23 protein-coding genes are annotated in these 24,941 nt (G+C 62.4%); 7 read left to right on the forward strand and 16 right to left on the reverse strand.

Features of this window, described 5'->3' with window-relative positions; translation table 11 throughout:
- Positions 1-68: 68 nt before the first annotated feature.
- The gene (locus GPA25_RS12215) at positions 69-425 is read right to left on the reverse strand and encodes a nucleotide pyrophosphohydrolase (protein WP_169260671.1); all 357 of its coding nucleotides are present in this window, start codon (positions 423-425) and stop codon (positions 69-71) included.
- Positions 422-1,267: a 23S rRNA (adenine(2030)-N(6))-methyltransferase RlmJ gene (locus GPA25_RS12220; RefSeq protein WP_169260672.1), complete on the reverse strand. Its 846-nt coding sequence runs from the start codon at positions 1,265-1,267 to the stop codon at positions 422-424. The genes GPA25_RS12215 and GPA25_RS12220 overlap by 4 nt, the downstream gene beginning before the upstream one ends.
- 99 nt (positions 1,268-1,366) lie before the next feature.
- Here GPA25_RS12220 and GPA25_RS12225 point away from each other — a divergent pair, with 99 nt between their 5' ends.
- Positions 1,367-1,915: a gamma carbonic anhydrase family protein gene (locus GPA25_RS12225; RefSeq protein WP_169260673.1), complete on the forward strand. Its 549-nt coding sequence runs from the start codon at positions 1,367-1,369 to the stop codon at positions 1,913-1,915.
- A 78-nt stretch (positions 1,916-1,993) separates the two neighbouring features.
- Here the strand turns inward: GPA25_RS12225 and GPA25_RS12230 are convergent, their stop codons facing one another.
- Complete coding sequence (locus tag GPA25_RS12230; protein ID WP_169260674.1) at positions 1,994-2,866, reverse strand: DMT family transporter; 873 nt, start codon at positions 2,864-2,866, stop codon at positions 1,994-1,996.
- Between the two features lie 263 nt (positions 2,867-3,129).
- On the opposite strand from GPA25_RS12230, the gene GPA25_RS12235 reads away from it, so the two are divergent.
- From GPA25_RS12235 to GPA25_RS12250, 4 genes are all read left to right on the forward strand, one after another.
- Complete coding sequence (locus tag GPA25_RS12235) at positions 3,130-3,837, forward strand: SIMPL domain-containing protein (protein ID WP_169260675.1); 708 nt, start codon at positions 3,130-3,132, stop codon at positions 3,835-3,837.
- 48 nt (positions 3,838-3,885) lie between these two features.
- Positions 3,886-4,212 (forward strand): MliC family protein, encoded by a 327-nt coding sequence (locus GPA25_RS12240; RefSeq protein WP_169260676.1) that lies wholly within the window; start codon positions 3,886-3,888, stop codon positions 4,210-4,212.
- 144 nt (positions 4,213-4,356) lie between these two features.
- The gene (locus GPA25_RS12245) at positions 4,357-4,917 is read left to right on the forward strand and encodes a C40 family peptidase (protein WP_169260710.1); all 561 of its coding nucleotides are present in this window, start codon (positions 4,357-4,359) and stop codon (positions 4,915-4,917) included.
- Between the two features lie 96 nt (positions 4,918-5,013).
- Positions 5,014-5,445, forward strand: a complete 432-nt coding sequence (locus GPA25_RS12250; RefSeq protein ID WP_169260677.1) for a CBS domain-containing protein — start codon at positions 5,014-5,016, stop codon at positions 5,443-5,445.
- Between the two features lie 30 nt (positions 5,446-5,475).
- On the opposite strand, the gene ftsB is transcribed toward GPA25_RS12250, so the two are convergent.
- The 4 genes from ftsB to pyrG all read right to left on the reverse strand — a co-directional run bounded on the left by ftsB (position 5,476) and on the right by pyrG (position 9,715).
- Positions 5,476-5,751, reverse strand: a complete 276-nt coding sequence (gene ftsB, locus GPA25_RS12255; protein ID WP_169260711.1) for a cell division protein FtsB — start codon at positions 5,749-5,751, stop codon at positions 5,476-5,478.
- A 108-nt stretch (positions 5,752-5,859) separates the two neighbouring features.
- Positions 5,860-7,149, reverse strand: a complete 1,290-nt coding sequence (gene eno, locus GPA25_RS12260; RefSeq protein WP_169260678.1) for a phosphopyruvate hydratase — start codon at positions 7,147-7,149, stop codon at positions 5,860-5,862.
- 72 nt (positions 7,150-7,221) lie between these two features.
- Complete coding sequence (kdsA, locus tag GPA25_RS12265) at positions 7,222-8,061, reverse strand: 3-deoxy-8-phosphooctulonate synthase (protein WP_169260679.1); 840 nt, start codon at positions 8,059-8,061, stop codon at positions 7,222-7,224.
- Between the two features lie 10 nt (positions 8,062-8,071).
- Entirely contained in the window at positions 8,072-9,715 is a 1,644-nt protein-coding gene (pyrG, locus tag GPA25_RS12270; RefSeq protein WP_169260680.1) for a CTP synthase, read from the reverse strand.
- Here pyrG and GPA25_RS12275 point away from each other — a divergent pair.
- Positions 9,714-10,940 (forward strand): polysaccharide pyruvyl transferase family protein, encoded by a 1,227-nt coding sequence (locus tag GPA25_RS12275; protein WP_169260681.1) that lies wholly within the window; start codon positions 9,714-9,716, stop codon positions 10,938-10,940. The genes pyrG and GPA25_RS12275 overlap by 2 nt on opposite strands.
- A gap of 15 nt (positions 10,941-10,955) precedes the next feature.
- Here GPA25_RS12275 and GPA25_RS12280 read toward each other — a convergent pair whose 3' ends face one another.
- The 3 genes from GPA25_RS12280 to GPA25_RS12290 are packed head-to-tail and all read right to left on the reverse strand — an operon-like array spanning position 10,956 to position 13,948.
- Positions 10,956-11,504: an isochorismatase family protein gene (locus GPA25_RS12280; protein WP_169260682.1), complete on the reverse strand. Its 549-nt coding sequence runs from the start codon at positions 11,502-11,504 to the stop codon at positions 10,956-10,958.
- A gap of 37 nt (positions 11,505-11,541) precedes the next feature.
- The gene (locus GPA25_RS12285) at positions 11,542-13,506 is read right to left on the reverse strand and encodes an acetoacetate--CoA ligase (protein WP_169260683.1); all 1,965 of its coding nucleotides are present in this window, start codon (positions 13,504-13,506) and stop codon (positions 11,542-11,544) included.
- Positions 13,507-13,543: 37 nt separating this feature from the next.
- Positions 13,544-13,948: an acyl-CoA thioesterase gene (locus GPA25_RS12290; protein ID WP_169260684.1), complete on the reverse strand. Its 405-nt coding sequence runs from the start codon at positions 13,946-13,948 to the stop codon at positions 13,544-13,546.
- A gap of 168 nt (positions 13,949-14,116) precedes the next feature.
- On the opposite strand from GPA25_RS12290, the gene GPA25_RS12295 reads away from it, so the two are divergent.
- On the forward strand, positions 14,117-15,760 hold the full coding sequence (locus GPA25_RS12295) for an electron transfer flavoprotein-ubiquinone oxidoreductase (protein WP_169260685.1): 1,644 nt from the start codon (positions 14,117-14,119) through the stop codon (positions 15,758-15,760).
- An 88-nt stretch (positions 15,761-15,848) separates the two neighbouring features.
- Here the strand turns inward: GPA25_RS12295 and GPA25_RS12300 are convergent, their stop codons facing one another.
- The 6 genes from GPA25_RS12300 to purL all read right to left on the reverse strand — a co-directional run bounded on the left by GPA25_RS12300 (position 15,849) and on the right by purL (position 24,788).
- Complete coding sequence (locus GPA25_RS12300) at positions 15,849-16,322, reverse strand: TlpA family protein disulfide reductase (protein ID WP_169260686.1); 474 nt, start codon at positions 16,320-16,322, stop codon at positions 15,849-15,851.
- The gene (locus GPA25_RS12305; RefSeq protein WP_343034915.1) at positions 16,319-17,320 is read right to left on the reverse strand and encodes an exo-alpha-sialidase; all 1,002 of its coding nucleotides are present in this window, start codon (positions 17,318-17,320) and stop codon (positions 16,319-16,321) included. The genes GPA25_RS12300 and GPA25_RS12305 overlap by 4 nt, the downstream gene beginning before the upstream one ends.
- 244 nt (positions 17,321-17,564) lie before the next feature.
- Entirely contained in the window at positions 17,565-19,670 is a 2,106-nt protein-coding gene (locus GPA25_RS12310) for a TonB-dependent receptor (RefSeq protein WP_169260687.1), read from the reverse strand.
- Positions 19,660-20,115 carry a copper chaperone PCu(A)C gene (locus GPA25_RS12315; RefSeq protein ID WP_169260688.1) on the reverse strand — a complete coding sequence of 152 codons (456 nt, stop codon included), beginning with the start codon at positions 20,113-20,115 and terminating at the stop codon, positions 19,660-19,662. Before GPA25_RS12315 ends, GPA25_RS12310 begins: the two co-directional genes overlap by 11 nt.
- A gap of 201 nt (positions 20,116-20,316) precedes the next feature.
- Positions 20,317-20,709 (reverse strand): DUF2946 domain-containing protein, encoded by a 393-nt coding sequence (locus GPA25_RS12320; RefSeq protein ID WP_169260689.1) that lies wholly within the window; start codon positions 20,707-20,709, stop codon positions 20,317-20,319.
- Between the two features lie 146 nt (positions 20,710-20,855).
- Entirely contained in the window at positions 20,856-24,788 is a 3,933-nt protein-coding gene (gene purL / locus GPA25_RS12325) for a phosphoribosylformylglycinamidine synthase (RefSeq protein ID WP_169260690.1), read from the reverse strand.
- Between the last annotated feature and the right edge of the window lie 153 nt (positions 24,789-24,941).

Genomic DNA, 24,941 nt, shown 5'->3' on the forward strand with positions numbered 1-24,941 from the left:
CGTATTCTTCCAGAGATACGCCGTTAACCAAATCGCAATAAACTGTGCGGCCCGAAGGAAGCGGCAGATCAGAGGCGGTCGTACTTGTCCGAACGGCCACGGGACTTGTCGCCGGGGTAGCGAGCGGCATTGACATCGATCTTGCGCCGTGCAGCATCGGCAAGATCGATGTCGAGCACATCCGCCAGACGGACCAGGTAAAGCAGCACGTCGGCAAGCTCGAGCGCAACCTCGGCCCGTTGTTCAGGTTGCAACGCGGCAGATTCCTCGGGGCTGAGCCACTGGAAGTGCTCGATTACCTCACCGGCCTCGCCTGCCAGCGCCATCGCAAGATTCTTCGGCGTGTGAAAACGATCCCACTCACGCTCCGCGGCAAACACGCGCAGCGCATCACGGAGTTCGTGCAACGAGTCGGCGGCGCTCATTCGATGTGATGCTCTAGATCAAAACCGGCACTGTCATCCTCGCCGAGCGTGCGCGCCAGCCATGGCATAACCGATTCCAGTGTTTCCGGCAGCACCCATGGCGGATTCACAATGTAAAGTCCGCTACCGAACATGCCGAAGCCGTCACGCGCCGGCTTGCGCACCGCCAAGCGCACGTCGAGCCAGTTTTCCGCCCCGAGGTCTGCCAGCCGGCCTGGCAACTGCCGCGCTTCCGGCCGGGCAAGCATGGGGTACCACACTGCATAGGTCCCGCCAGGAAATCGCTTTATCGCGTCAGCAAGCGTGTCGACCACACGGCGGTAATCGTCCTTCACCTCGTACGGCGGATCGATCAGCACCACCACGCGGCGCGAGGGTGGCGGCAACAATCCGCGCAGGCTTGCAAAGCCGTCGGCCTTGCGAACCACGACGCGATCGGTATCGCGGGCGAAGGTCTGGCCAAGCAAGTCCACATCTGCGGGATGGAGTTCGAACAGGCGCATGCGATCCTGCTCGCGCAATTGCGTCATCGCCAATGCCGGCGAACCCGGGTAGAAGGTCAGGCGGCCATGCGGATTGAACTGGGCTAACGCATCGAGATAGGCCTGCATGGCTTGCGGAACGTCTTCGCGCCCCCACAACCGCCCTATTCCGTCGACAAATTCCGCGTTCTTCCCCGCCTGTTCGCTGTCCAGCGCATAGCAACCCGCCCCGGCGTGGGTGTCGACATACCACCACGGTTTGTCCTTGCGGTTGAAATAGCGCAGAAGCTCGATCAGCACAAAGTGTTTGAGAACATCGGCGTGGTTGCCGGCGTGGAAGGCGTGGCGGTAACTGAGCATGAAAGGAAGAATCCTGAGTAGGCGGCGAATGCTAACACTGCCTGCTATGATTGCGCCCCTGCCGGCGCACGCGCAGCCGGTCCCGACGGAGACAAAATAATGGCGATTTACGCCCTCGGCGAACGCACCCCGCACTTTGGAGAAGGCTGCTGGGTTGCCGACAACGCCACAGTAATCGGCCAGGTGGAAGCCGGCCGCAACGTTAGTGTCTGGTACAACGTGGTGATTCGCGGCGACAATGACCCGATCACGATTGGCGATAATACCAACATCCAGGACGGCTCGATCCTGCACAACGACGACGGTGTGCCGCTGGTCATCGGCTCCAATGTGACCGTTGGCCACATGGTGATGCTGCACGGCTGCACCGTCGGCGACGGATCGCTTATTGGTATCAACGCCGTCGTCCTCAACCACGCCGTGATCGGCAAGGACTGCATCATCGGCGCCAATGCGCTGATCCCGGAAGGCAAGGTCATCCCCGATCGTTCACTGGTCGTCGGTTCGCCGGGGCGAATCATCCGTGAACTGACCGACGAGGACATCGCCGGCCTACGCCAGAATGCGGTCAACTACGTTCAGAACGCCCACATGTACGCCGCGGAACTTCGCCACATCAGCCCGGTTCTGCCCAAGCGACCGGGCTGAGCCCCTCTCACGCATGTCGTCGGCCGTACCGGCAGCACCACAGGGACCGTCGGCACGGCCCCTGACGGTCTCTCCGACTCAGGCACTGTTGGGCGTGCCGGCGCGAGTGAGCCAGACGACGGCCCCCAGTATCACGACGCCGCCGACAATCTGATTCGGCAGGATCGGTTCGCCGAGAAAAGTCGCAGCCAGCACGAAGGTCACCACCGGCTCGAGTGTCGACAGCGTCGCCGCATCGGCGGCACCCAGCTTTTGCATGCCGACGAAGAAGCTCACCATCGCAATCACCGTCGACACGACAGCGATCAGCACGACCGCAAGCCAGCCGGTCGCGCCCTGCGGCCATAACGGCCCATTCAGCGCCGCCAGTGCACCGAATACCACTGCCGCGGCAATCATCACCACGGTAGCCGAGGCCAGTGGTGCCTCCTCGTTCATCACCCGGCTCCCGACCAGAATATATATGGAGTAGATCACCGCCGCCCCGACCCCTAGTGCAATCCCCAGAGGTTGGCCGCTGACGCTGCCACCAATCGTCAACGCGGTCCCGGCCAGCGCCGCCAGCACCGCGGCAAGGCGCCCCGCAGTCAGTCGCCGGCGAAGAATTACCGCGCCGATCACGGTTACCAAGATCGGGTAAAGATAGAGCAACAGCGCGACGAGCCCGGCCGACGCATAATTCAGCGCGGAGAAAAAGCTGAAAGACTGCCCGACGTACCCGACTCCACCCATCGCGGCAAGAATCACGAGGTTCCGCGACGAGGGCCAGCGGCGGCGGCTGGCCAGCATTACGACCGACATCAGCACCGCAGCGATCAGGAAGCGCAGAAACAGGACCGTCACGACATCCGCGCCACTGTCCCGAGCAAAACGCGCGAAAATCGCCATCGCACCGAATGCCGTCGCCGAAACCGCGATATACAGAGCCCCGACAAAGCGCCCGTTGCTCATGCCACCTCCGGATATGAAAATCGATATGCTTGCCCACGCCACAAGGCATGGTCAATGCTGCGCCCGCAGAGTTACCGCCATGTCGGAATTAGCCGCGGACGCGGCGTACCGGCACGCGCCTAGCTTTCCCGCCGCACCCGAATCCGCATCCGCACGCTTGTGCGACGATCATTATTTACAAGACATTACACGCACCCGTGCGCCCGTGCGCTGAGTGGCGTTACACTGCGCGCCTCCAGGCACTCACGCAGGGGATTGCCCTCATGATTTTCATTCCGCGACGACATCTGCTTGCGTTACCGCTAGCTCTCCTTCTGCTCGGCAACGTCCATGCCGCCGCGGCAGAACCGGCGCGCGCGCCAACCACCGTCGAACTGTCCGCGGAGGCGAGCCGCCCGGCCCGGAACGACATGGCCACCGCAATCCTGTATTTCCAGGCCGACGACAAGAGCCCGGCTGCACTCTCGCGCCAGGTGAATGCGGCGATCGCCGCTGCGCTCGAACAGACACGTACCTATCCCGCAGTCAAGGCGAAGACCTCCGGCGCGAGCACCTTCCCCGTTTATGGCAAGGAAGGACGGAAGATCGAAGGCTGGCGGATGCGATCGGAGATACATCTCGAAAGCCGCGACATTGCCGCGCTGTCCGAATTGCTCGGCAAGCTCCAAAGCAGCCTTGCCCTCGCCAGCCTCGCAATGCAGCCAGCACCGGATACGCGCAAGAGCACCGCCGATCTCGCCGCTACCGATGCCATCCACGCCTTTCAGGCACGGGCCCAATCGATTGCCGGCACCTTGGGCAAGCCGTACCGCATCCGCCATCTCTCGGTAACCTATGGCGGCAATCAACGCCCGGTTTTCCCGGTCATGAAATCGGCCGCATTCGCCGCCGATGCCGCACCAATGGCCGTCGAAGCGGGCGAAAGCGAAATCGCCGTCACGGTCAGCGGCACCATCGAACTCAGCGACTGACCCTGCGGTCCGCAGACCCGCTCCTGCCCCCCACTATTTAACAAGAATATGCATCTGAATCGCCACCTCGTCGTACTCTCGGCCCTGCTGGGCACAGCTGGCATGCTTGCAAACTCGGCATACACACGTGATGCATCGCGCATCGTCAGTTACGCCTGTCCGAGCGGCGAGCAATTTACAGTTGAATACCTGCGAGATCATATCCGCCTGCGAACGGGTGCCGGAGTCTTCGCCCTCGCGAACGAACCGGCGGCGTCAGGCGAAAAATACTCTGACGGCCAGACCGTCTTCTGGAGCAAGGGCGACTACGCACAACTCGAACGCCAGGGACTGCCCCGTCACACGGATTGCAGCGCGCGCGAACGCCAGTTGTAAATCCTCTGACGACTGGCAAGCCACGCCGCAATTTCTTTTTTCCACGGCGCGGGACAGCTCATGCGAAGCTGCTGTGCGTTTCGGACTGGACACGGCAGGGTGGATTCAAATATCTTTGCTGAAACCGCGTCCGGATCTCCGCCGATGACTGTCCGAATCTTTCCCCGTCCGGCTCTCACCGGCATCTTGCTTGCGCTGATCGCCAGCGTGCTCGCAGCATGCAGCAGCATCCCGACGACCTCGCCGGGCAACGCATCTCTGACGCGGGAGGCTAGCAGACCGGATCCGCTCGACCAGGATTACTTCGTTTTCGAGGATCGACAGCATTCACAGGAAATGGTGATCTTCGCCCTCGGTCTGCTGGATACCGGCTACCGTTTCGGCGGCCGCAACCCGGACGCGGGTATGGACTGTAGCGGCATGGTCAGTTACATCGTCGAGCAGATAACAGGGCGTCGATTGCCTCACAATGCTGCAAAAATCGCGGAACTGACACGACCGGTCTCAATCTCATTGTTACAAGCCGGCGACCTCGTGTTCTTCAATACCGCAAACCGGCGCCACTCGCACATGGGCATCTACATGGGCGAAGGAAAATTTGTGCACGCTCCCTCCAGCCGCGGGCGTATACGCGTCGAGCGTCTGGACAATCCGTACTTCGGACCAAGGATAGACGGTGCGCGCACATTGATTGCATCAAGCTAGGCGACCCGGACGCTTACAAGCCGGGGCGGCGACAAGCAGGAAGCCGACGCAGACAGGAAGCACATTCATTAGCCCCCTACTGCAGGAGGAAGCGCCATGCCCACACGCAAAATCCGCGACGTCATCACCCATCAGACCATTCTGACCGCCAGCGCGGATCTCTCGGTACGAGAGGCGGCTCGCCGCATGGCAGCAACGCGGGTCGGCTCGATCATGATTACCGACGGCGGCACGCTGGCCGGCATTTTTACCGAGCGGGACGGACTGGTACGCGTCCTCGCGGCCGGTCTCGACCCCGAGACCACTACGCTCGCGCAGGTCATGACATCCACCCCCATCACCGCCAGTCCGGAAAGCCCACTGGGTCATGCGTTGCACATGATGAACGAAGGCGGATTCCGCCACGTTCCAATAGTCGAAAACGGCCGCCCGGTCGGCATGGTATCGGCGCGCGATGCACTCGGTCCGGAAATCGTTGCCTTCGAAGGCGAACTGCAGCAACGTGAAACAATTACCGAACTGCTGTAGCGGACGGTTCAGCACCCCGCAGCGGCCTGCTTATGGCTTCTGCGGGGTGTGAACGAAGATTTCGCCCGGCTTGGTCAAGCCAAGCTCGAAACGCGCACGTTCCTCGATAGCTTCGTTGCCGGACTTGAGGTCACGCACTTCCGCTTCAAGACCCGCATTGCGCTGTTCGAGTTGACGGTTGGTTTCGCGCTGGGACTGCAACTGACGGTCGACGTCCCATACCCGTAGCCAGCCGCCCTTACCCAACCATAGCGGGTACTGCAGGGCGACCACCAGCAGGGCCAGGAAGATGACGGGCCAGCGCATACTCAATGAACCTTGCCTGAACTAAAAGAAGGCCGACGGGAAATCCGTCGGCCTTTGATTTGAAAACGCTCGGCCAGCCGGACAGGCCGACCACCGCGCGCGAAACGCTTAGCGCACGCGCAGGTTGTAGAAAGCGCGACGACCCGGGTAGCTGACGGTATCGCCGAGATCTTCTTCAATGCGCAGCAGCTGGTTGTACTTCGAGATGCGGTCCGAACGCGACAGCGAGCCCGTCTTGATCTGCATCGCATTGAGACCTACCGCGATGTCGGCGATCGTCGAGTCTTCGGTTTCGCCCGAACGATGCGAGATCACTGCCGTGTAACCGGCGCGCTTGGCCATTTCGACCGCTGCGAAGGTTTCCGACAGCGTACCGATCTGGTTGATCTTGATGAGGATCGAGTTGGCGACACCCTGGTCGATGCCCTGCTCGAGGATCTTCGTGTTGGTCACGAAGAGGTCATCACCGACCAGCTGGATTTTGCGGCCGAGCTTGTCGGTCAGCGTCTTCCAGCCCGCCCAGTCATTTTCCGCCATGCCATCCTCGATCGACACGATCGGGAAACGATCCGCCAGCGTCGCGAGGTAATCGGCGAACCCTTCCGAGGACAGCGTCAGCCCTTCCCCTGCCAGCACGTACTTGCCGTCCTTGTAGAACTCGGAGGCGGCGCAGTCCAGCGCCAGCAGCACGTCACGCCCGGGCTCGTAGCCGGCAGCCGAAATTGCTTCCTGGATCAGGTTCAGCGCTTCTTCAGTACCACTGACGTTCGGTGCAAAGCCGCCTTCGTCACCGACGGTGGTCGGGAAGCCCTTCTTGTCGGTCAGCTTCTTCAGGTGATGGAAGATTTCCGCACCACAGCGCAGCGCCTCGCGGAAGCTGGTCATCGAAACGGGCATGATCATGCATTCCTGGATATCCAGGCTGTTGTTCGCATGCGCACCGCCGTTGATGACGTTCATCATCGGCACCGGCATGGCCATCGGACCGGAACCGCCGAAATAGCGGTACAGCGGCAGGCCCGCTTCTTCAGCGGCCGCCTTCGCCACGGCCATCGACACCGCGAGCATGGCGTTGGCGCCGAGACGCGACTTGTTCTCGGTACCATCCAGTTCGATCAGGGTGCGATCAATGAAGGACTGCTCTTCGGCATCCAGGCCAATGATGGACTCGGATATCTCGGTGTTGACGTTCTCGACAGCGCGCAGGACACCCTTGCCCAGATAACGCGCCGCATCGCCGTCACGCAGCTCGATGGCCTCGCGCGAACCGGTCGACGCACCGGACGGCACAGCGGCACGCCCCATCACGCCGGATTCGAGCAGAACGTCGGCTTCGACGGTGGGGTTACCGCGCGAATCCAGTATTTCGCGGGCAATGACATCAACGATTGCACTCATGGGTCTTCCTGTCCTTCTAGGAGGGGTCGAAAAATGTTTGGATCGAAACGCCGGAAACCGCGGCTGTATGGTTCAGCCTGCGATCTCCATGAAACCGTCACGCTTGACCAGCGCATCGATGTCCTTCAGCGTCGCCAGCAGCGCCTTCATCTTCGGCAGCGGCCACGCATTGGGACCATCGGACAGCGCCTTCGCCGGGTCCGGATGGGTTTCCATGAACAGGCCCGCCACGCCGACTGCCACCGCTGCGCGCGCCAGTACCGGCACGAATTCGCGTTGTCCGCCCGATGCGGTACCCTGCCCGCCGGGCAGCTGCACCGAATGGGTGGCGTCGAACACCACCGGGCAACCGGTTTCGCGCATGATCGCAAGGCTGCGCATGTCCGACACAAGATTGTTGTAACCGAACGATGCACCGCGCTCGCACACCATGATGGTGTCGGCGCCGCCATTGGCCTCGCGCGCTTTGTCGACAACGTTCTTCATGTCGCCCGGCGCCAGGAACTGGCCTTTCTTGATATTCACGGGCTTGCCGCTCGCCGCTACCGCGTGGATGAAATCGGTTTGCCGGCACAGGAAAGCCGGCGTCTGCAACACATCGACGACGGCCGCCACGGCGGGGATCTCGTCGATCGCATGCACGTCGGTCAGTACCGGAACACCAAGCTGCTTGCGCACGTCAGCCAGGATCTCCAGGCCCTTTTCCATCCCCGTCCCGCGATAAGACTTGCCCGAACTGCGATTGGCCTTGTCGTACGACGACTTGTAGATGAACGGGATACCGAGTTCGGCGCAGATTTCCTTCAAGGCGCCGGCAGTCTCGAACGCCATGTCGCGCGATTCGATCACGCACGGGCCGGCGATCAGGAAAAAGGGTTTGTCGAGGCCGACATCAAATCCGCAAAGTTTCATCGCGACTCCTTCAGGCCGCCACTGCGGCCGCCTTGCGCGCCAGCGCCGCCTTCACGTATGCCGTGAACAACGGATGCCCCTTGCGCGGGTTGGAGGTGAATTCCGGGTGAAACTGGCAGCCGACGAACCACGGATGCACATCGGTGGGCAATTCGATCATCTCACACAGGTCGGTGCCGGGCGCCCGGCCGGATACGCGCAGCCCCTTGTCTTCAAGCTGCGCAAGCAGGGTGTTATTCACTTCATAGCGGTGACGATGACGCTCGACCACATCGGGCGCGCCATAGACTTCGCGGGCAAGCGAACCATCGGAAAGATGGCAGAGCTGGGCACCAAGGCGCATGGTGCCGCCAAGATCGGAAGCCTCGTTGCGCTTTTCGACCTTGCCGCTACGGTCCTTCCATTCGGTAATCAGGCCGATTACCGGATAGGGCGTTTCGCGTTCAAATTCGGTGGAATGGGCGCCGGCCATACCCCCGACGTTGCGCGCGAATTCGATGACTGCGAGTTGCATGCCAAGGCAGATGCCGAGGTAGGGCACCTTGTTCTCGCGCGCGTAACGGATCGCAGCGATCTTGCCCTCGGTACCGCGCTTGCCGAAACCGCCGGGAACAAGGATGGCATCCATCTTCTCGAGCACGGCACAGCCTTCACGCTCGATATCCTCGGAATCGATGTAATGGATGTTTACCTTGCTTTCGGTGTGCATCCCGGCGTGAGACACGGCCTCGATCAGCGACTTGTACGATTCGGTGAGGTCGACGTACTTGCCGACGAAAGCGACGTCGATCGTCTGCTTCGGGTTTTCCAGCGCTTGGACCAGTTTTTCCCAGACCGTCAGATCGGCGGCACGGGCGAGGATGTTGAGCTTGTGGCAGACGATCTCGTCGAGCATCTGGTCGTGCAGCTGCCCCGGAATCTTGTAGATCGAGCTCGCATCGAGGCACTCGATGACCGCCTCGGGCATCACGTTGCAGAACAGCGCAATCTTGCGCCGCTCATCCACCGGGAGCGAGCGGTCAGCGCGGCACAGCAGGATGTCGGGCTGAATGCCGATCTCGCGCAGTTCCTTGACCGAATGCTGCGTTGGCTTGGTCTTGAGTTCACCGGCAGTCGGAATGTAGGGCACCAGCGTCAGGTGGATGAAGCAGGTGCTGTTGCGCCCCTCTTCGATGCCCATCTGGCGGATTGCCTCGAGGAAAGGCAGCGATTCGATGTCGCCGACCGTACCGCCAACCTCGATGATCGCGACGTCGGCGCCTTCGGCGCCGCGCTTGACGTACTGTTTGATCTCGTCGGTGATGTGCGGGATTACCTGCACCGTCTTGCCGAGATATTCGCCGCGCCGTTCCTTCTTGATCACCGACTCGTAGATCTGGCCGGTGGTGAAATTGTTGCGCTTGCTCATGCGCGCGCTGGTAAAGCGCTCGTAGTGGCCCAGATCGAGGTCGGTTTCCGCGCCGTCTTCGGTGACGAACACCTCACCGTGCTGGAACGGGCTCATTGTGCCCGGATCAACGTTGATGTAGGGATCCAGCTTGAGGTGGGTAACCTTGATGCCGCGGGATTCGAGAATGGCCCCAAGCGAGGCCGCTGCGATGCCTTTGCCCAGGGAGGACACGACACCGCCGGTAACGAAGACGTATTTGGTCATGGGAACGCTGCTGCGGGAAAGCGCGATGATAACCGAAGACGCCCCCCGTCCGGAAGCGCCTCACCGGCGTCCTTTCATCCGCAAGCGATCGGTGCGAAGCTGGTGCACGATGACTGCGAACGCCCATGCCGGCCGCTCCGTGAGCCGCCGACTGATCCTTTTCGGTGCTTTCGACCGCCACAATTTCGGCGATATTCTTCTCGCACACTGCGCCGTGGCGGCACATCGTGGTCGCACCCCGGTGTTCGCCGGACTGCTTTCCCGCGACTTGACGGTATTCGGCGGCCATCGAGTACGGTCTCTCGCAGAGATCATCGCGGCATATCGCCATGAAGCCGCCGATTTCGTGCATGTCGGTGGCGAGTTGCTCACGACGACGGCGTGGGAGGCTGCGGTGATGCTGCAGTCCCCGGCCGATGCAGCACGTGCGATTGCCATGTATGACCGAAGCCCGGAAACACGGCGCGCGTGGGCCCAGACCATGCTCACGACCGATCGCCGTATCCCTTATGCGATTTCTGCCGCCGAACTGCCAACTGGCTGGACGGTCCATTTCAATGCCGTCGGGGGCGTTGCCCTCACCAAATTGCCGACCGAAGAACATGCAGAGGTGCTACGCGCCCTGAGGACAGCAGGAACCGTGAGTGTGCGTGATGCCGTTACCCATGCTGCTCTGAAGCGGGCCGGCATCTCAGCCGAGCTAGCATGTGACCCAGCCAGCGCAACGCCCCGACTGTTCGGCGAGCTGATTTCGCTGCGGGCCCGGAATGGAGAAGTCGCCGCCATCGCCCGCCGCACACCATGCTGGATTGCAGTCCAACTCGCCGCGCACTATGGGGACGATGCGACCCTCGATCGCATCGCCAGCGCGTTGCGAAATCGGGCTATACACGCGAATGTCGGCATCGTGCTGTTCCGGGCAGGCCTCGCTCCTTGGCATGACGATCGTGAGACGCTGGAACGCCTCTTTCGACGTCTCGCAGGCCTACCCGTCAATCTTTTTGAATCGGCCCACGTGCTGGACGTCTGCGCGCTACTCTCGGGAGCCCGGGCGTATCTGGGCACCAGCCTGCATGGCTGGATTGTCGCCAACAGTTTTGGCGTCCCCGCACACTGTCTGGTAAGCCACGACAGTGACAAGGCAGCGGCCTACATCGACACGTGGCATGCTTCCCCACGTCGCTGGCGCAAAGTGTCGGAATCCGACTTGGTACCGGTCTACTAAAGGACGCGCACGGACTCAGCGTATGAAATCGCGATTCACTTCGCGAAACAAGTCAGTTCCGCCCCGTTGCAGCCATTCGAACGCCACCATCTCGCGCGAGACGATTTCAATGCCATGGCTGCGCATGCGCGCGAATGCGAGATCGCGATTGGCGGGGTCGCGCGAACCGGCGGCGTCGGCGACCACAAACACCTCCTTGCCGGCCCAACGCAAGTCAAGCGCGGTCTGCTGCACGCAGACGTGGGCCTCCGTGCCGCACACAATAACCTGCCGACATCCTTCGACAGCAGTGGCCTTGAGACAGCCATCCGCCTGCGCCGAAAAGCATTCCTTGGAGACGAACTGGGCTGCCGCTGCGACCGCGGCCGAGCGAAGCAGTGCGACAGTGCCGCCGATCTTGCCGGGGAAGTGCTCGGTGACGACCACCGGAACCCCGACGCGTGCAGCGACGCCGGCAAGCCACACGCAGTTTTCGACGATGGCCTGCCCTTCGTGAATAGCCGGAGCAAGACGTTCCTGGACGTCCACGATCAACAGCAGGGATTTCTCGCGATTCATCAGCATTGCTTTCTTCCCCGGCGGCTTGCTCCAAGAAACACCATCAGCTACCCAGCTCGGCACGATCACGAAAATATTCCAGTGCCTCCGGGTTCGCCAGTGCCTCGACGTTTTTCACTGGTTGCTTGTGCACCACGTTACGCACCGCGAGTTCGACGATCTTGCCGCTCTTGGTGCGCGGAATGTCGCCCACTTGCAGCACCTTGGCCGGCACGTGGCGGGGCGTGGTGTTGTCGCGGATCGCCTGCCTGATGCGTTTGACCAACTCATCGTCGAGCATCATCCCTTGCCGCAGCTTCACGAACAGCACCACCCGTACATCGCCTTCCCAGTCCTGGCCGATGACGATGGATTCAAGCACTTCGGGCAGCCTTTCCACCTGACGGTAGATCTCGGCGGTACCAATACGCACCCCACCCGGATTCAGCGTCGCGTCGGAACGGCCGTGGATGACTAGTCCTCCATGCTCGGTAATCTCGCAGAAGTCGCCGTGACACCAGACGTTCTCGAAGCGCTCGAAATACGCCGTGCGATACTTCGAGCCGTCCGGATCGTTCCAGAACCCGATCGGCATCGCCGGGAACGGTTTGGTGCACACCAGTTCGCCCTTTTCGCCGCGAACCGGACGCCCTGCATCGTCAAACACGTCGACCGCCATGCCAAGACCGCGACACTGAATCTCGCCGCGCCACACCGGCAACGTCGGACAGCCAAGGACGAAACACGAGATGATGTCGGTGCCGCCGGAAATCGACGACAGGCATACGTCCGATTTGATTTCACGATAGACGTAGTCAAAGCTTTCAGGCACCAACGGACTGCCGGTGCTCATGATGGCGCGCACGGTCGCAAGGTTGTGGGTCTCGCGTGGTTTGAGGTCGATCTTGGCGATCGCGTCGATGAACTTCGCCGAGGTGCCGAAGTGCGTCATGCCTTCGGCTTCCGCGTAGTCGAACAGGACAGAACCGTCGCCAACAAAGGGCGAGCCGTCGAACAGCAGCAGCGTAGCCCCCGCCGCGAGGCCGGACACCAGCCAGTTCCACATCATCCAGCCACAGGTCGTGAAGTAGAACACCCGGTCGCCGGGCTTCACGTCGCTGTGCAGCGTGTGTTCCTTGAGGTGCTGCAGCAACGCGCCGCCGGCGCAATGCACGATGCACTTGGGTACCCCGGTGGTCCCCGACGAATACATGACATACAAGGGGTGGTCGAACGGCAGTTGCTCAAAGATGATTTCAGTCAGATCATGATGCGGAGCCACAAAATCCACCAGCATGCGTGCATGCGGAATTGCGGACAGATCGTGCTCGGCATGCACATACGGCACCACCACCACGCGCTTGACGGATGGCAACTGACGGACGATATCGGCGAGCTTGCCGAGCGAGTCAATCACCTTGTTGTTGTAGTAATAACCGTCCGCGGCAATCAATACCTTGGGTTCGGTCTGCCCGAAGCGGTCAAGCACGCCCTGCACACCGAAGTCCGGCGAGGCCGACGTGAAAATCGCGCCGATACTTGCCGCTGCCAGCATTGCAATGACAGTTTCGGGCATGTTCGGCATGTAGGCTGCAATGCGGTCGCCCTTTACCACGCCCAGCTCACGCAAGGCCGCAGCAAAACGTGCAACAGCGCGATAAAGTTCGCTGTGCGACAAGCGGTTCTTGACCTCGTCCTCGCCCCAAAAAACGATCGCGTCACCGCTGTCGCGACTCCGCAGGAGATTTTGCGCGAAGTTCAGGCTGGCATCCGGAAACCACTTCGCTCCGGGCATGCGATTGCCATCGCTCAGGATTCGATCACCGCGAGTACCGATGACCTTGCCAAACTCCCACACACTGACCCAGAACTGCTCCGGGCTCGCCACCGACCACGCATGAACCGCGTCGAATCCAGGCAGGCTTACGCCCCAGCGTTTCTCGGCCTGCCTCGCGAACGCAGTGAGATTCGCGTCGGCGGTGCGCTCGACAGAGGGCGTCCACAGGGGGCGATCAAGGACATTCGTCATCACGGTCTCCGGCTTTCTCAATATGCTCGATGATGAATCAGAACAGTGCGCGAAGTCTATCCGGCAGAGGGGCAGACTTGCCGGTGCGCATGTTCATCCACACCACCTTCGCGGCCCCTTCGGCAAACAGGCGTTCATCGCCTTCGACGTAGAGCTCGTACCAGGTCATCACACTGCTGCGCCCGGGATCGCCGGCAAAGACCTTGACGATCACGGTCGCCGGGTAATTCACGGGGATAAGGAAAGTGCAGCTGGCGTTTATGACTACCGGCCCTTCGCCCTGCCCCGGATCGACCGGAAAATCCAGCTGTTCGATCCACTCCACCCGCGCCTGCTCGAAGTACCGGAAATACAACGTGCTATTCACATGACCGTAGAAATCCATGTCGCCCCAGCGCACCGGAATGCGGGTCGTAAGCAGCAGTTTGCGACTATCTTCCATGAAACGGTCCCCTGTTGGTTACATCACCGGTCTACTGTAACATACGGTACCGTATGTTTTCGATGACCGCAAAACCCGCGCGGGAATCCCCGTTGCGCGTTCACCGTGTATTACACTGCCGTTCGCTCAACTACAGACCAATAAACGCGTGCTCAGATGGAGAATAGGATGGAACGCGAATCGATGGAATTCGATGTCCTGATCGTTGGTGGCGGCCCGGCGGGGCTGGCGGCGGCGATCCGGCTGAAGCAACTGGCCAACGAGAAAGGCACGGAACTGGCGGTGTGCCTGATCGAGAAGGCCGCCGAGATCGGCGCGCACATTCTGTCCGGCGCGGTGATGGACCCGCGTGCGCTCACCGAACTGATCCCCGACTGGAAGGCACAGGGTGCGCCGGTGAACACCGCCGTCACCGAAGACCGCGTGATCTTCCTGAGTGAGACCGGTGGGCGCAAGATCCCCAATGGGCTCTTGCCGGGCTGTTTCCTGAACCACGGCAACTACATCGTGCGCCTGGGCAACGTCGCCAAGTGGCTCGGCGAGCAGGCCGAGGCGCTGGGCGTCGAGGTCTATCCGGGTTTTGCGGGCGCGGAAATTCTGTTCGATGAGAACGGTGCCGTGAAGGGGGTGGCGACCGGCGACATGGGCGTGAGCCGCGAAGGCGAGCCCGGCCCGGCGTTCCAGCCGGGGATGGAGCTGCACGCCAAATACACGCTGTTTGCCGAAGGCTGCCGCGGGCATCTGGGCAAGCAGCTCGAAGCGAAGTTCAAGCTCCGGGACGGCGTCGATCCGCAGACCTACGGCATCGGCCTGAAGGAGCTGTGGGAAGTGCCGGCGGACCGGCATGTCCCGGGCCTCGTCGTGCACACCGCCGGCTGGCCGCTGCCCGCCGACACCTATGGCGGCGGCTTCGTCTATCACCTCGAAGACAATCTGGTGGCCGTGGGCTACGTCGTCGGCCTCAACTACACCAATCCGCACCTCGCACCCTTCGAGGAGTTCCAGCGCTACAAGACGCACCCCGAGATCCGCAAGTTCCTCGAAGGCGGCAAGCGTCTCGCCTATGGTGCGCGCGCCATCACCGCGGGCGGGCTGCAGAGCCAGCCGAAGCTGGTGTTCGCGGGCGGGGCGCTGATCGGCGACGACGCGGGTTTCCTCAATGCCGCACGCATCAAGGGCAGCCACGCCGCGATCAAGAGCGGCATGCTCGCCGCCGAGGCCGCCTTCGACGCCTTGGCGGCCGAGCACAGCCGCGACGAACTCGCCGCCTTCCCCGACACCTTCCGCCAGAGCTGGCTCTTCGATGAGTTGTACAAGGCGCGCAACTTCAAGCCCTACATGAAGAAGGGCCTGTGGATGGGTTCGCTCCTCTTCGGCATCGACCAGCAGGTGTTTCGCGGCAAGGCGCCGTGGACGCTGCACAACTCGTCCGACCACGACAAGCTCAAACCCGCGGCCGAGTGCGCGAAGATCGACTATCCGAAGCCCGACGGCGTGTTGAGCTTCGACCGCCTCTCGTCGGTGTTCCTGTCGAACACCAACCACGAGGAAGATCAGCCCTGCCATCTGCAGCTGAAGGATGCGTCGGTGCCGATCGCGGTGAACCTCGCCAAGTACGACGCCCCCGAGCAGCGCTACTGCCCGGCCGGCGTGTACGAGATCGTGAGGGACGAGTCCGGCTCGAACCCCCGCCTGCAGATCAACGCGCAGAACTGCGTGCACTGCAAGACCTGCGACATCAAGGACCCGACGCAGAACATCAACTGGGTCGTGCCGCAGGGCGGCGAAGGGCCGATCTACCAGGGCATGTAATTCGGCCGGCGCTTCAGCCGTGCACTGGATGACAGGCGCTAGTCACAGAACCGGGAAGCCGGGCCATTAAGGCTCGGCTTTTTTTCTACTAGTCAGCCGAAAGGGCGAGCGAAGCGCGCGCAATTGTCTCCGTGATGATGCCCGAGAACGCGACCTTACCACCGCGCCCGTCGAACAGGATCGTCCGCGGCAGTTCGCCACGCCATTTTGGATCCAGCGCGTGGGCGAGGGCTTCCGGGGCCTCGGCACCATAGGCGAAACGGGATCCAGATACGCCAAGGCGGTCGAGCGGCTCGGCAAGCCCCTCTTCCATCGGCTCGACGGCAATCGTGATCAGTTTCAACTGCGGATGCACTCTTGCCATGTCGGCAAAGAGCTTCAGATTCTTCTTGCAGTGGATGCACTCGGATGACCATAGGGCAACGATCGTCGGCTTCGTATGGCTGGCCGCATTGACCACCCTTGTCGCCCCGGCCCGATCCAGAGCAATGAAGTCATCCGCTGCATAGATCGTAGCGCTACTGCACAGCAATGCAGCCAGCAGACATGTCAGTCGTTTCATCTCAGCCAGTACCCTTTCATGCCTTCATTTTCGGTGCGCCAGAATGCAAACAGCAATGCCCCGCGCCGCAGCACGCGCGGCTGATCCGAAGCTCCAGCGGTCACCGCCAATTCCATGCTGCGGAACTGCGCGCCACCGTCCTCGGATACGTCGGCACGCAGCCGGGTTCGTTCGCCGTCGAATTCCTTCCAGACGATCGCAATACGCTTATCGCTGACCGCGATGTCGGCGTGTGCCGCGCGTTCCCCGCCAACCGTACGTTGGGCTTCGACCCGGCCATCCTGCAAGCGGCCATAAAACACCCGCCCCTCGCCGTCTCGTTCGTTGAACCACACGGCATGGCGTGTGCCGTCGGCTGCCACCGCGAGCGAAGGCCCGTGGTGCGGACACCCATCGACGCGCCATCGGTCGAAAGTCGCCCGCCGAACGCCGCCCGGCAGGCCGTCCGCGCCGAGCTTCGCCAGCGCATGATCCCGCTCGTTCGGCTCGAACAGGTGCCGCCACAGGATCAGCGGCAAACCGTCGGTATCGTTGGCGATCGCAATGCGGCAGCACTCGCAGGAGTGATCGCCGACTTTAACCTCCGGGCGGAAGCTGCGGCCGCCGTCGTCCGAGAGCGCCGCGTAGATCGCCGCACCGCGATAGTCGCGCTTTTCCGCCAGCGAAGCTTCCAGATCGCGCTTGTCGATCCACGCGACGACGACCTGCCCTTGGCCGGTGATCGCCATCGTCTCGAAGCGATGGGTGATCTCCTGCCGATCGCGATGCACCGTGATCGGAGTACCAAAACGGCGGCCATCGTCCGATCGCGCGAGACGGATCTCACCGGCAAAGCGCTTGGTGAGCGGACGCGTCCAGGAAACCAGCACGCCGCCATCGGTGGTGAACGCGACTTTGGGACGGTTTTCGCCTTCCGCGGAAACCGCTTCCGGATCGGCATTGACGACGACCGGGGCATACCAGCTGGCGCCTTCGTCGGTGCTGCGATGAAGCAGCACGTGCTGCCCCTCCTTTGACACGGCATAGAGCATACCGTCCGGCGCGAAGGCCGCGCTGGTGCCAAGCTCCGGTCTTGCCGGCCGGGCCACACTCGCGCCATGCTCGTGTTGCTGCGCTTGCGCACTAACGCTAACGGCACATCCTAGCGTCAGTAATGCAACCGCTGCGGGGCGGACGAGCCGGCCGATACGCATGATCGTCATTTTCCACCCCTTTCAGGAAGCAAGCGCACGGCGCAGCGACTTACCATTTTGCCTCGACGCCGGCGATGACCGTACGCGGCAGTCCCGGCGAGTAGGCCGGCGTACGACCCGTCGACAACTGCGCACTTTCGGCGTACCGCCGGTCCGTTAGGTTATGGATGCTGCCGAACAGTGACAGACTTCGAGTCAGCGCGAGATCGCCTCTGAAATTGAACAGACTGTGTCCGCCATATTTTTCCGTATTTTCGTCGTCGAGCCAGTAGGAACCGATCCGGATCCATTCGATTTGCGCGCGCGCACTACTCGTCGGAGTCCAAGTCAGGCGTGTATTCGACATGACACGCGGCGCACTTTGCTGCTCGTTGCCGCCGAAGTCGCCCTGCGAAGTCACCCAGTCGACATACTCGTGCCTGGCATAGGAAAACGCGACATCGAGACGCAGCCCATCCCGGATTGGCGCTCCCAGCCCCAGTTCGATGCCACGATGACGAGTCTTGCCGGCGTTGGTCGTGATCGTCTGGGTCGTGACCGGATCACGCTGGCTGACAATGTCGTCGCGCTTGGTCAATTCGTATGCGACAAGATCATACGAGACACCCGCAAGGACACCGCGCAGGCCCAGTTCATACTGATCGGCCTTGATCGCCTCCAGTTCCAGCGCCGACTGCGCGAGCGCACGCGCGGACGCCAGGCTGCCGGCACGCGATGGTCGGAAGATCTGCGATTCCGACGGTGCACGGAAACCCTGATTGTACGACGCAAACACGTGGGTGTCCTTGCCGAGGGCGTAGGTCGCACCGATCTTCGGTGTCGCGCGGTGATAGCTCACACTGGTGTCCGCCGCCTGGCCATAGAAGCTGTTGCCGACCTGAACCGCACCGGGGGCGAATCGATTGCTGAACTCGTAGCGCATGTCATCGTAGCGCAGGCCCGCGGTAAGGCGCAGCCTGTCGGTCGGCGAGATTTCGCCGTGGATGTAAGGCGAAATGCCGCGATATTCGACCTCGTAGTCGTAGATGCGCGGACCCACCGTGTAGGCGATGAACTCCTGGCTCGCGCCGGTGCCGCGTGTCGTCGGGTTGATGCGATTTTCGCGTCGTCCGCCCGGGCTCATATCGACGTCGATACCGGCGATCAGGCGCGCGCGCATCGGCGCAAAGTCCTGGCGCCACTTTGCCATCAAACCGTAAGACCGGTTTTCCGTCTCGGCAATGCTCGGGTCGAAGCGCAGCGCGAAGCTCGCCAGAAGATCCATGCTGTTGTCCCGGACATACGGGGTGATCGACAGCAAGGCGTTCTCCGTTTCATGCTCGTAGCTCGTCGACAGGCGCAATGCACTGACCTTGCGGAAGGCAATCGGCAGATAATTTCTGGTCGGATCGTGCCTGTAGTCGTCACGCACGAGAGGCGAATTCGCACCGGTATCCTGGTCGATCTGCGAGAAGCCAAGCACCGTCTTCAGCGAAGTGCTGTCGCCAATGAAGTGGTCCCAGCGCAGGGTGGCGCTCTTGCGGTCGTACCCCGTGTCGTCACGCCAGCCATCGGTCGCGCTGAAATTCAGATCGGCGCGCCAGCCGCCGTTTTCGTAGCCGTCACCGCCCGACACGAGCGCGCGTCGCCAGCCGTGCTCACCAATTTCGACGGAGCCGATCGCTTCCGCCTTCCGCGGCGGCGTGCGCGTCAACACATTGACCACTCCGCCGATCGCGTCCGAGCCATAGAGCGCCGACGACGGACCGCGATTGACCTCAATGCCGCCCGCTTGCGGAATGTTGATCTCGTAAAGCCCGTTGTGATTGAAGAAACCGGTCGATCGCGACGGAATGCCATCTTCGAGAAACAGGTAGACCGGGCTGGTCGTAAACGGCTGGCGAATCGCGGTCGTGTGCCCCTCGCCATTCGTCACTGCGACTGCGGCACCCGGAATCTGGCTCATGACTTCGGCCGGGTGCGAAGGTTTGTCGGCCGCTATGTCCGCTCCCTTCACCACTCCGACTGAGGCAGGCGTTTCGACCAGCCGCGCCTGCTCGCGCGTCGCGGTAACGGTTACCTGATCGAGGATCGTATCCGCATCGGCGGCGAAGCTGCATGATGTCGCCCATACGCATGAAAGGGCCGCAAGGGCCCGAATCTTGTCAGCGCCCATGATTGCCTCCGCTCGTGGAATGCAGCGGCCGAACCGGTGCCGCAAGCTCAAGCGTTTCGCGCTTGCCGTCGCTGCCTTCGACCACCAGTGAAATTGGCACGTCATCACCCGGACTCAGGGGCCGCTTCAGCTCGAGGAGCATTACGTGATGGCCGCCGGGCTTCAACTCGACGGGTTTTCCGGCGGGCAACTCGACTGCCGCAACGGGGCGCATCTTCATCACGTCGTTTTCCAGCACCATCTCGTGGATCTCGACTTTGCCGGCGACCGGGGACTTCGCCGAGACAAGGCGCGCATCCTGCGGCGCGGTGATACGCATGAAGGCGCCGGTCGCCTTTTGCTGGGCGACGGTCGCCCGCACCCATGGCTCTTCGATCTTCACCTCGGCAAGCGCCGGAATGGACACTGCAAACGACAGCAGCACTGCCGCAAGGATTTTTTTCATGCTTTCTGCTCCATCAAGTCTGTGAAGGCAGGTCGAGGTCGGACATCGGCCAAGCTTGCAGCGCACGAGTGGACAAAGCATCGCAAACGAGCCTTGCTCGCTGCGACCAACTGCGGCTGCAAATTTCAGAGATCCTGCGTTCGGGGGCAAACGGATCGGTAAACTGCCTCCGGCGGAGGCAGTACCGGTGTTCGGCAACGATCAGGAAAGGACGGGTGGAGCTCGGGGATGCGCCGCAGCCCAGGCGAACATCGGGCGCGGTGCGTGAAAATACAGCGAGGGAAATTCGGCGGAGCTGCTCTTCAGGACAAAGGGCATTACCCCCACGCTCGGCAGCGCGGGCACTGCGACGTGCGTCGAACAAAAGGCGCAACGTTCGGACGGGAACAGGTCGACGTCGCCCGCCTTGCCCTTCTCACCTGAACCATCTACGGCAACGAGCTTCGTTCCGGCGACGGTACACACCTCAACCCAGCCTGCGCCGTCGCCAAGTAGTGAAAGTGTATGACTCAGGGCCGGACCGATTGCAGCCAGCAGGATCGCAAACAAAGCGATCCAGGCGGTAAGGCTGCGAGTCGTGCGCCTGATTTGCATGTGGAAGCTGGGCTGCCTACACGTAAGATGTTGGACACCGATCCTAGTGGACTAGTCTCCCGAACCCCTTGATTGCAGTCAAGCGGAAAAACCGGCAGCCAACCACTTTCATGTGTCATGTGTGGCCGCCGGTTGCATGAGCGGTATCAGCCCAGCCAGCGCCGCGCGTTGCGGAACATCCGCATCCACGGCGAATCTTCGCCCAGATTGTCGGGATACCAGCTCATCTGCACCGTACGCGCGGTGCGTTCGGGGTGCGGCATCATGATCGTGAAGCGCCCGTCCGCCGTGGTGAGGCCGGCGAGGCCGTCCGGCGAACCGTTGGGGTTGAACGGATAAACTACGGCCGGCGCGCCGCGATTGTCGACATAGCGCACCGCCGCGAGCGCATCCCTTCGGTCGGTGGCGTCGGCAAACACTGCCCTGCCCTCGCCATGACTGACGACGATCGGCATACGGCTACCCGCCATGCCAGCGAACAGGATCGACGGGCTGTCCAGCACTTCGGCCATCACGAAGCGGGCTTCAAACTGCTCGCTACGGTTGCGGTGGAAGGTCGGCCAATGCTGTGCGCCGGGAATGATCGTGGCAAGGTTCGCCATCATCTGGCAGCCATTGCACACACCTAGCGCGAAGGTATCGGTTCGCGCGAAGAAGGCCTCGAAGTCCGCACGCAGCGCCGAATTGAACAGGATCGACTTGGCCCAGCCCTGCCCTGCGCCGAGCACGTCGCCGTACGAGAACCCACCGCAGGCGGCGAGACCGTGAAATTCGCTCAGCCGATGGCGTCCCGCCTGCAGATCGGACATATGCACGTCGAAGGGCGCGAAGCCGGCCCGCTCGAACGCGGCGGCCATCTCGGCCTGCGAGTTCACGCCCTGCTCGCGCAGGATCGCGATCTTCGGCCGGCTGCCGGTGGCGACCATCGGCGCGACGATGTCTTCTGCGGGGTTGAAGGTCGTGACCACGCTCAGGCCGGGATTCGACACATCGGCAAGCGCCTCGAATTCCTCGCGCGCGCAGTCCGCGTCGTCACGCAGGCGGGCGATGCGGTAGCTGGTTTCCGACCAGGTCTGCAGCAGTTCCGCACGCGATGCATTGAACACCAGCTTGGCGTTGCGCCACAGGCGGATCTCATCCTTGCGATTCGGTTCGCCGATGAAATGGTAGGCGATGCCGGCGTCGCGCAGCGGCGTGGTGATGCGTGCGCGATCCTCGCGGCGGATCTGGATCACCGCACCGAGTTCTTCCGCGAACAGACCGCCGAACAGCCGGTCGTTGAGGCGACCCTTGATCGTATCGGGCTTCTTGTCGAGACCGTCGACGTCGTTCATGTATTCGTCGTAGCAGACGGTGTCGAGCAGCACCGACAGGCCGCACTTTGCCGCGAAAGCCATCTCGCACAGCGTCGCGAAGAGGCCGCCGTCGCTGCGGTCGTGATAGGCGAGCAGCAGACCGTCACGGCGGAACTGCTGGATCAGTCCGAAGAACGCGGCGAGTTGCGCGGCGTCGACGTCCGGCGCATGTTCGCCGACCGAACCGAACACCTGCGCCAGCGCCGAACCGCCGAGGCGGTTGCGGTCATTGCCGAGGTCGATCAGCATCAGCTCGGTGTCGACGCCGTCGGGCAACTGCAACTGCGGCGTCAGCGTGCGGCGGATGTCGTCTACTGGCGCAAAGGCAGTGACGACGAGCGACAGCGGTGAGACGACCTGGCGATCCTGGCCTTCTTCCTGCCAGGCGGTCTTCATCGACAGCGAATCCTTGCCGACCGGGATCGAAAGACCCGCCTGCTGGCAGAACTGCGACACCGCGGTTACCGTGTCGAACAGTTTTGCATCTTCACCACGATGGCCCGCCGCCGCCATCCAGTTGGCCGACAACTTGACCTTGCCGAGATCGGCGATGTCGGCCGCAGCGATGTTGGTCACCGCTTCGCCAACCGCCATGCGGCCCGAGGCCGGCGCATCGAGGCACGCAATTGGGGTGCGCTCACCCATTGCGAAAGCTTCGCCCATGTAGCCGTGGAAACTCATCGCGGTGACCGCGACATCCGCGACCGGCACCTGCCATGGCCCGACCATCTGGTCGCGCGCCGTCAGGCCGCCGACCGAACGGTCGCCGATCGTGATGAGGAAATTCTTGCTCGCGACCGTCGGCAGGCGCAGCACGCGCAGGCAGGCCTCCTTGAGGTCGATGTCGGTGACATCGAACGGCGGGACATGCACGCCACGGCGCGACACGTTGCGCGTCATTTTCGGCGGTTTGCCGAGCAGCACCTGCATTTCCATGTCGACCGGCTTGTTGCCGAAGTGACGGTCGCTGACCGTCAGATGGCCGTCGGCCGTCGCCGCGCCGAGCACCGCGAACGGGCAGCGTTCGCGTTCGCAGATCGCACGGAATTCATCGAGACTCTCCGGCGCGATCGCCAGCACGTAGCGCTCCTGCGACTCGTTGCTCCAGATCTCGCGCGGGCTCATGCCCGGCTCCTCGATATGCACTTCGCGCAGTTCGAAATGCGCGCCCAGACTGGCGGAATCCGCCAGTTCCGGCATCGCATTCGACAGCCCACCGGCGCCGACGTCGTGGATCGCGAGGATCGGATTTTCTTCGCCGCGCTGCCAGCAGCAATCGATGACCTCCTGGCAACGACGTTCGATTTCCGGGTTGCCGCGCTGCACCGAGGCAAAATCCAGATCGGCCGTGTTCGTGCCGGTCGCCATGCTCGACGCCGCACCGCCGCCGAGGCCGATCAGCATGCCCGGACCGCCGAGCTGTATCAGCAGCGTGCCGGGTGCGAACTGCACCTTGTGCGACTGCTGCGCCTGGATGCTGCCGAGGCCACCGGCGATCATGATCGGCTTGTGGTAGCCGCGCACCTCGTTCTGGACTTCCTGCTCGAAAGTGCGGAAATAACCGGCGAGGTTCGGACGACCAAATTCATTGTTGAACGCCGCGCCGCCGATCGGGCCTTCGATCATGATGTCGAGCGCCGAAGCGATGCGGTCCGGCTTCCCGTAGGGCTTTTCCCATGGCTGTTCGAATTCCGGGATCCTGAGGTTCGACACCGAGAAACCGGTCAGACCCGCCTTCGGCTTCGAGCCGCGGCCGGTAGCACCTTCATCGCGGATTTCGCCGCCAGCACCGGTTGCCGCACCCGGAAAGGGCGAGATCGCGGTCGGGTGATTGTGGGTCTCGACCTTCGCGAGGATATGGGTTTCCTCCGCACGGAATCGCCACTGGCCATCGGGGTCGGCGTAGAAGCGATCGACGGTCGCGCCCTCGATCACCGAGGCGTTGTCGGAATACGCCACCACCGTGCCTTCGGGATGCGCCTTGTGCGTTTCGCGAATCATCCCGAACAGCGTTTTGTCCATCGCCCGGGCGTCGATGACCCAGTCCGCGTTGAAAATCTTGTGGCGGCAATGTTCGGAGTTCGCCTGCGCGAACATCATGAGCTCGACATCCGTCGGATTGCGCGCGATACGCGTGAAGTTGTCGACGAGATAGTCGATCTCGTCGTCCGAAAGCGCCAGCCCCAGCTCCGCATTCGCCGCCACCAGTGCATCACGCCCGCCGGAGATCACATCGACGCTGGTAAGCGGCTTCGGCTCGTAGTGATGGAACAGCGCTTCAGCAGCATCGACGGTCGGCAGCACCGACTCCGTCATGCGGTCGTGCAGCAGCGGCAGCACCGCGGCGAAGTGACGCTCGTCGAAACCGCCGCGCACCTCAAGCGAATAGACGATCCCGCGCTCGATGCGCAACACCTTGTCGAAGCCGCACTGACGCGCGATGTCGCTCGCCTTGGATGCCCACGGCGAGATCGTCCCGAGGCGCGGAACAACCACCAGCAGCGTACCGGCCGGCGCATGTGGCGTCGCCGGGACCGCGCCGAGCAGATCAACCAGCCGCTCCAGCTCTTCGCTGGCGAGCGGTGCGGCGAGCTCGATGAAATACCAGTGCTCGGCTGCAAGGCCCTTGAGCTTGGGAAGCGCATCGGCAACGGAACGCGAGAGTCGCTCCAGGCGGGAGGAAGAAAGCGCTACAGCGCCGCGCAGCTTGAGAATTTCGGCCATTTGAGTCGGAGCGAAGGGTAAAGTAGGACGCGAACGGGGTTCGACGATCGGAAGCGCGAAATTATACCCGACGACCGGGCTTCATCCCGTCCGCCATGTTGCGCCCCAGTCGTTCCGCGCCCCAACGCTCCGCCCGAGACCGGGGCGATCGGT

The sequence above is a fragment of the Aromatoleum diolicum genome, assembly GCF_012910955.1.
Taxonomy (GTDB): Bacteria; Pseudomonadota; Gammaproteobacteria; order Burkholderiales; family Rhodocyclaceae; genus Aromatoleum; species Aromatoleum diolicum.

Bases quoted from the DNA above. Each gene is read 5' to 3' on its own strand.
- GPA25_RS12320 (WP_169260689.1), bottom strand. From the start codon at position 20,709: ATGCAAATCAGGCGCACGACTCGCAGCCTTACCGCCTGGATCGCTTTG.
- kdsA (WP_169260679.1), bottom strand. From the start codon at position 8,061: ATGAAACTTTGCGGATTTGATGTCGGCCTCGACAAACCCTTTTTCCTG.
- GPA25_RS12285 (WP_169260683.1), bottom strand. From the start codon at position 13,506: ATGACGAATGTCCTTGATCGCCCCCTGTGGACGCCCTCTGTCGAGCGC.
- GPA25_RS12230 (WP_169260674.1), bottom strand. From the start codon at position 2,866: ATGAGCAACGGGCGCTTTGTCGGGGCTCTGTATATCGCGGTTTCGGCG.
- GPA25_RS12290 (WP_169260684.1), bottom strand. From the start codon at position 13,948: ATGGAAGATAGTCGCAAACTGCTGCTTACGACCCGCATTCCGGTGCGC.
- purL (WP_169260690.1), bottom strand. From the start codon at position 24,788: ATGGCCGAAATTCTCAAGCTGCGCGGCGCTGTAGCGCTTTCTTCCTCC.
- GPA25_RS12315 (WP_169260688.1), bottom strand. From the start codon at position 20,115: ATGAAAAAAATCCTTGCGGCAGTGCTGCTGTCGTTTGCAGTGTCCATT.
- GPA25_RS12220 (WP_169260672.1), bottom strand. From the start codon at position 1,267: ATGCTCAGTTACCGCCACGCCTTCCACGCCGGCAACCACGCCGATGTT.
- GPA25_RS12225 (WP_169260673.1), top strand. From the start codon at position 1,367: ATGGCGATTTACGCCCTCGGCGAACGCACCCCGCACTTTGGAGAAGGC.
- GPA25_RS12280 (WP_169260682.1), bottom strand. From the start codon at position 11,504: ATGCTGATGAATCGCGAGAAATCCCTGCTGTTGATCGTGGACGTCCAG.
- GPA25_RS12300 (WP_169260686.1), bottom strand. From the start codon at position 16,322: ATGAAACGACTGACATGTCTGCTGGCTGCATTGCTGTGCAGTAGCGCT.
- GPA25_RS12275 (WP_169260681.1), top strand. From the start codon at position 9,714: ATGGGAACGCTGCTGCGGGAAAGCGCGATGATAACCGAAGACGCCCCC.
- GPA25_RS12215 (WP_169260671.1), bottom strand. From the start codon at position 425: ATGAGCGCCGCCGACTCGTTGCACGAACTCCGTGATGCGCTGCGCGTG.
- eno (WP_169260678.1), bottom strand. From the start codon at position 7,149: ATGAGTGCAATCGTTGATGTCATTGCCCGCGAAATACTGGATTCGCGC.
- GPA25_RS12240 (WP_169260676.1), top strand. From the start codon at position 3,886: ATGCATCTGAATCGCCACCTCGTCGTACTCTCGGCCCTGCTGGGCACA.
- GPA25_RS12235 (WP_169260675.1), top strand. From the start codon at position 3,130: ATGATTTTCATTCCGCGACGACATCTGCTTGCGTTACCGCTAGCTCTC.
- GPA25_RS12310 (WP_169260687.1), bottom strand. From the start codon at position 19,670: ATGGGCGCTGACAAGATTCGGGCCCTTGCGGCCCTTTCATGCGTATGG.
- GPA25_RS12295 (WP_169260685.1), top strand. From the start codon at position 14,117: ATGGAACGCGAATCGATGGAATTCGATGTCCTGATCGTTGGTGGCGGC.
- GPA25_RS12245 (WP_169260710.1), top strand. From the start codon at position 4,357: ATGACTGTCCGAATCTTTCCCCGTCCGGCTCTCACCGGCATCTTGCTT.
- GPA25_RS12250 (WP_169260677.1), top strand. From the start codon at position 5,014: ATGCCCACACGCAAAATCCGCGACGTCATCACCCATCAGACCATTCTG.
- pyrG (WP_169260680.1), bottom strand. From the start codon at position 9,715: ATGACCAAATACGTCTTCGTTACCGGCGGTGTCGTGTCCTCCCTGGGC.
- ftsB (WP_169260711.1), bottom strand. From the start codon at position 5,751: ATGCGCTGGCCCGTCATCTTCCTGGCCCTGCTGGTGGTCGCCCTGCAG.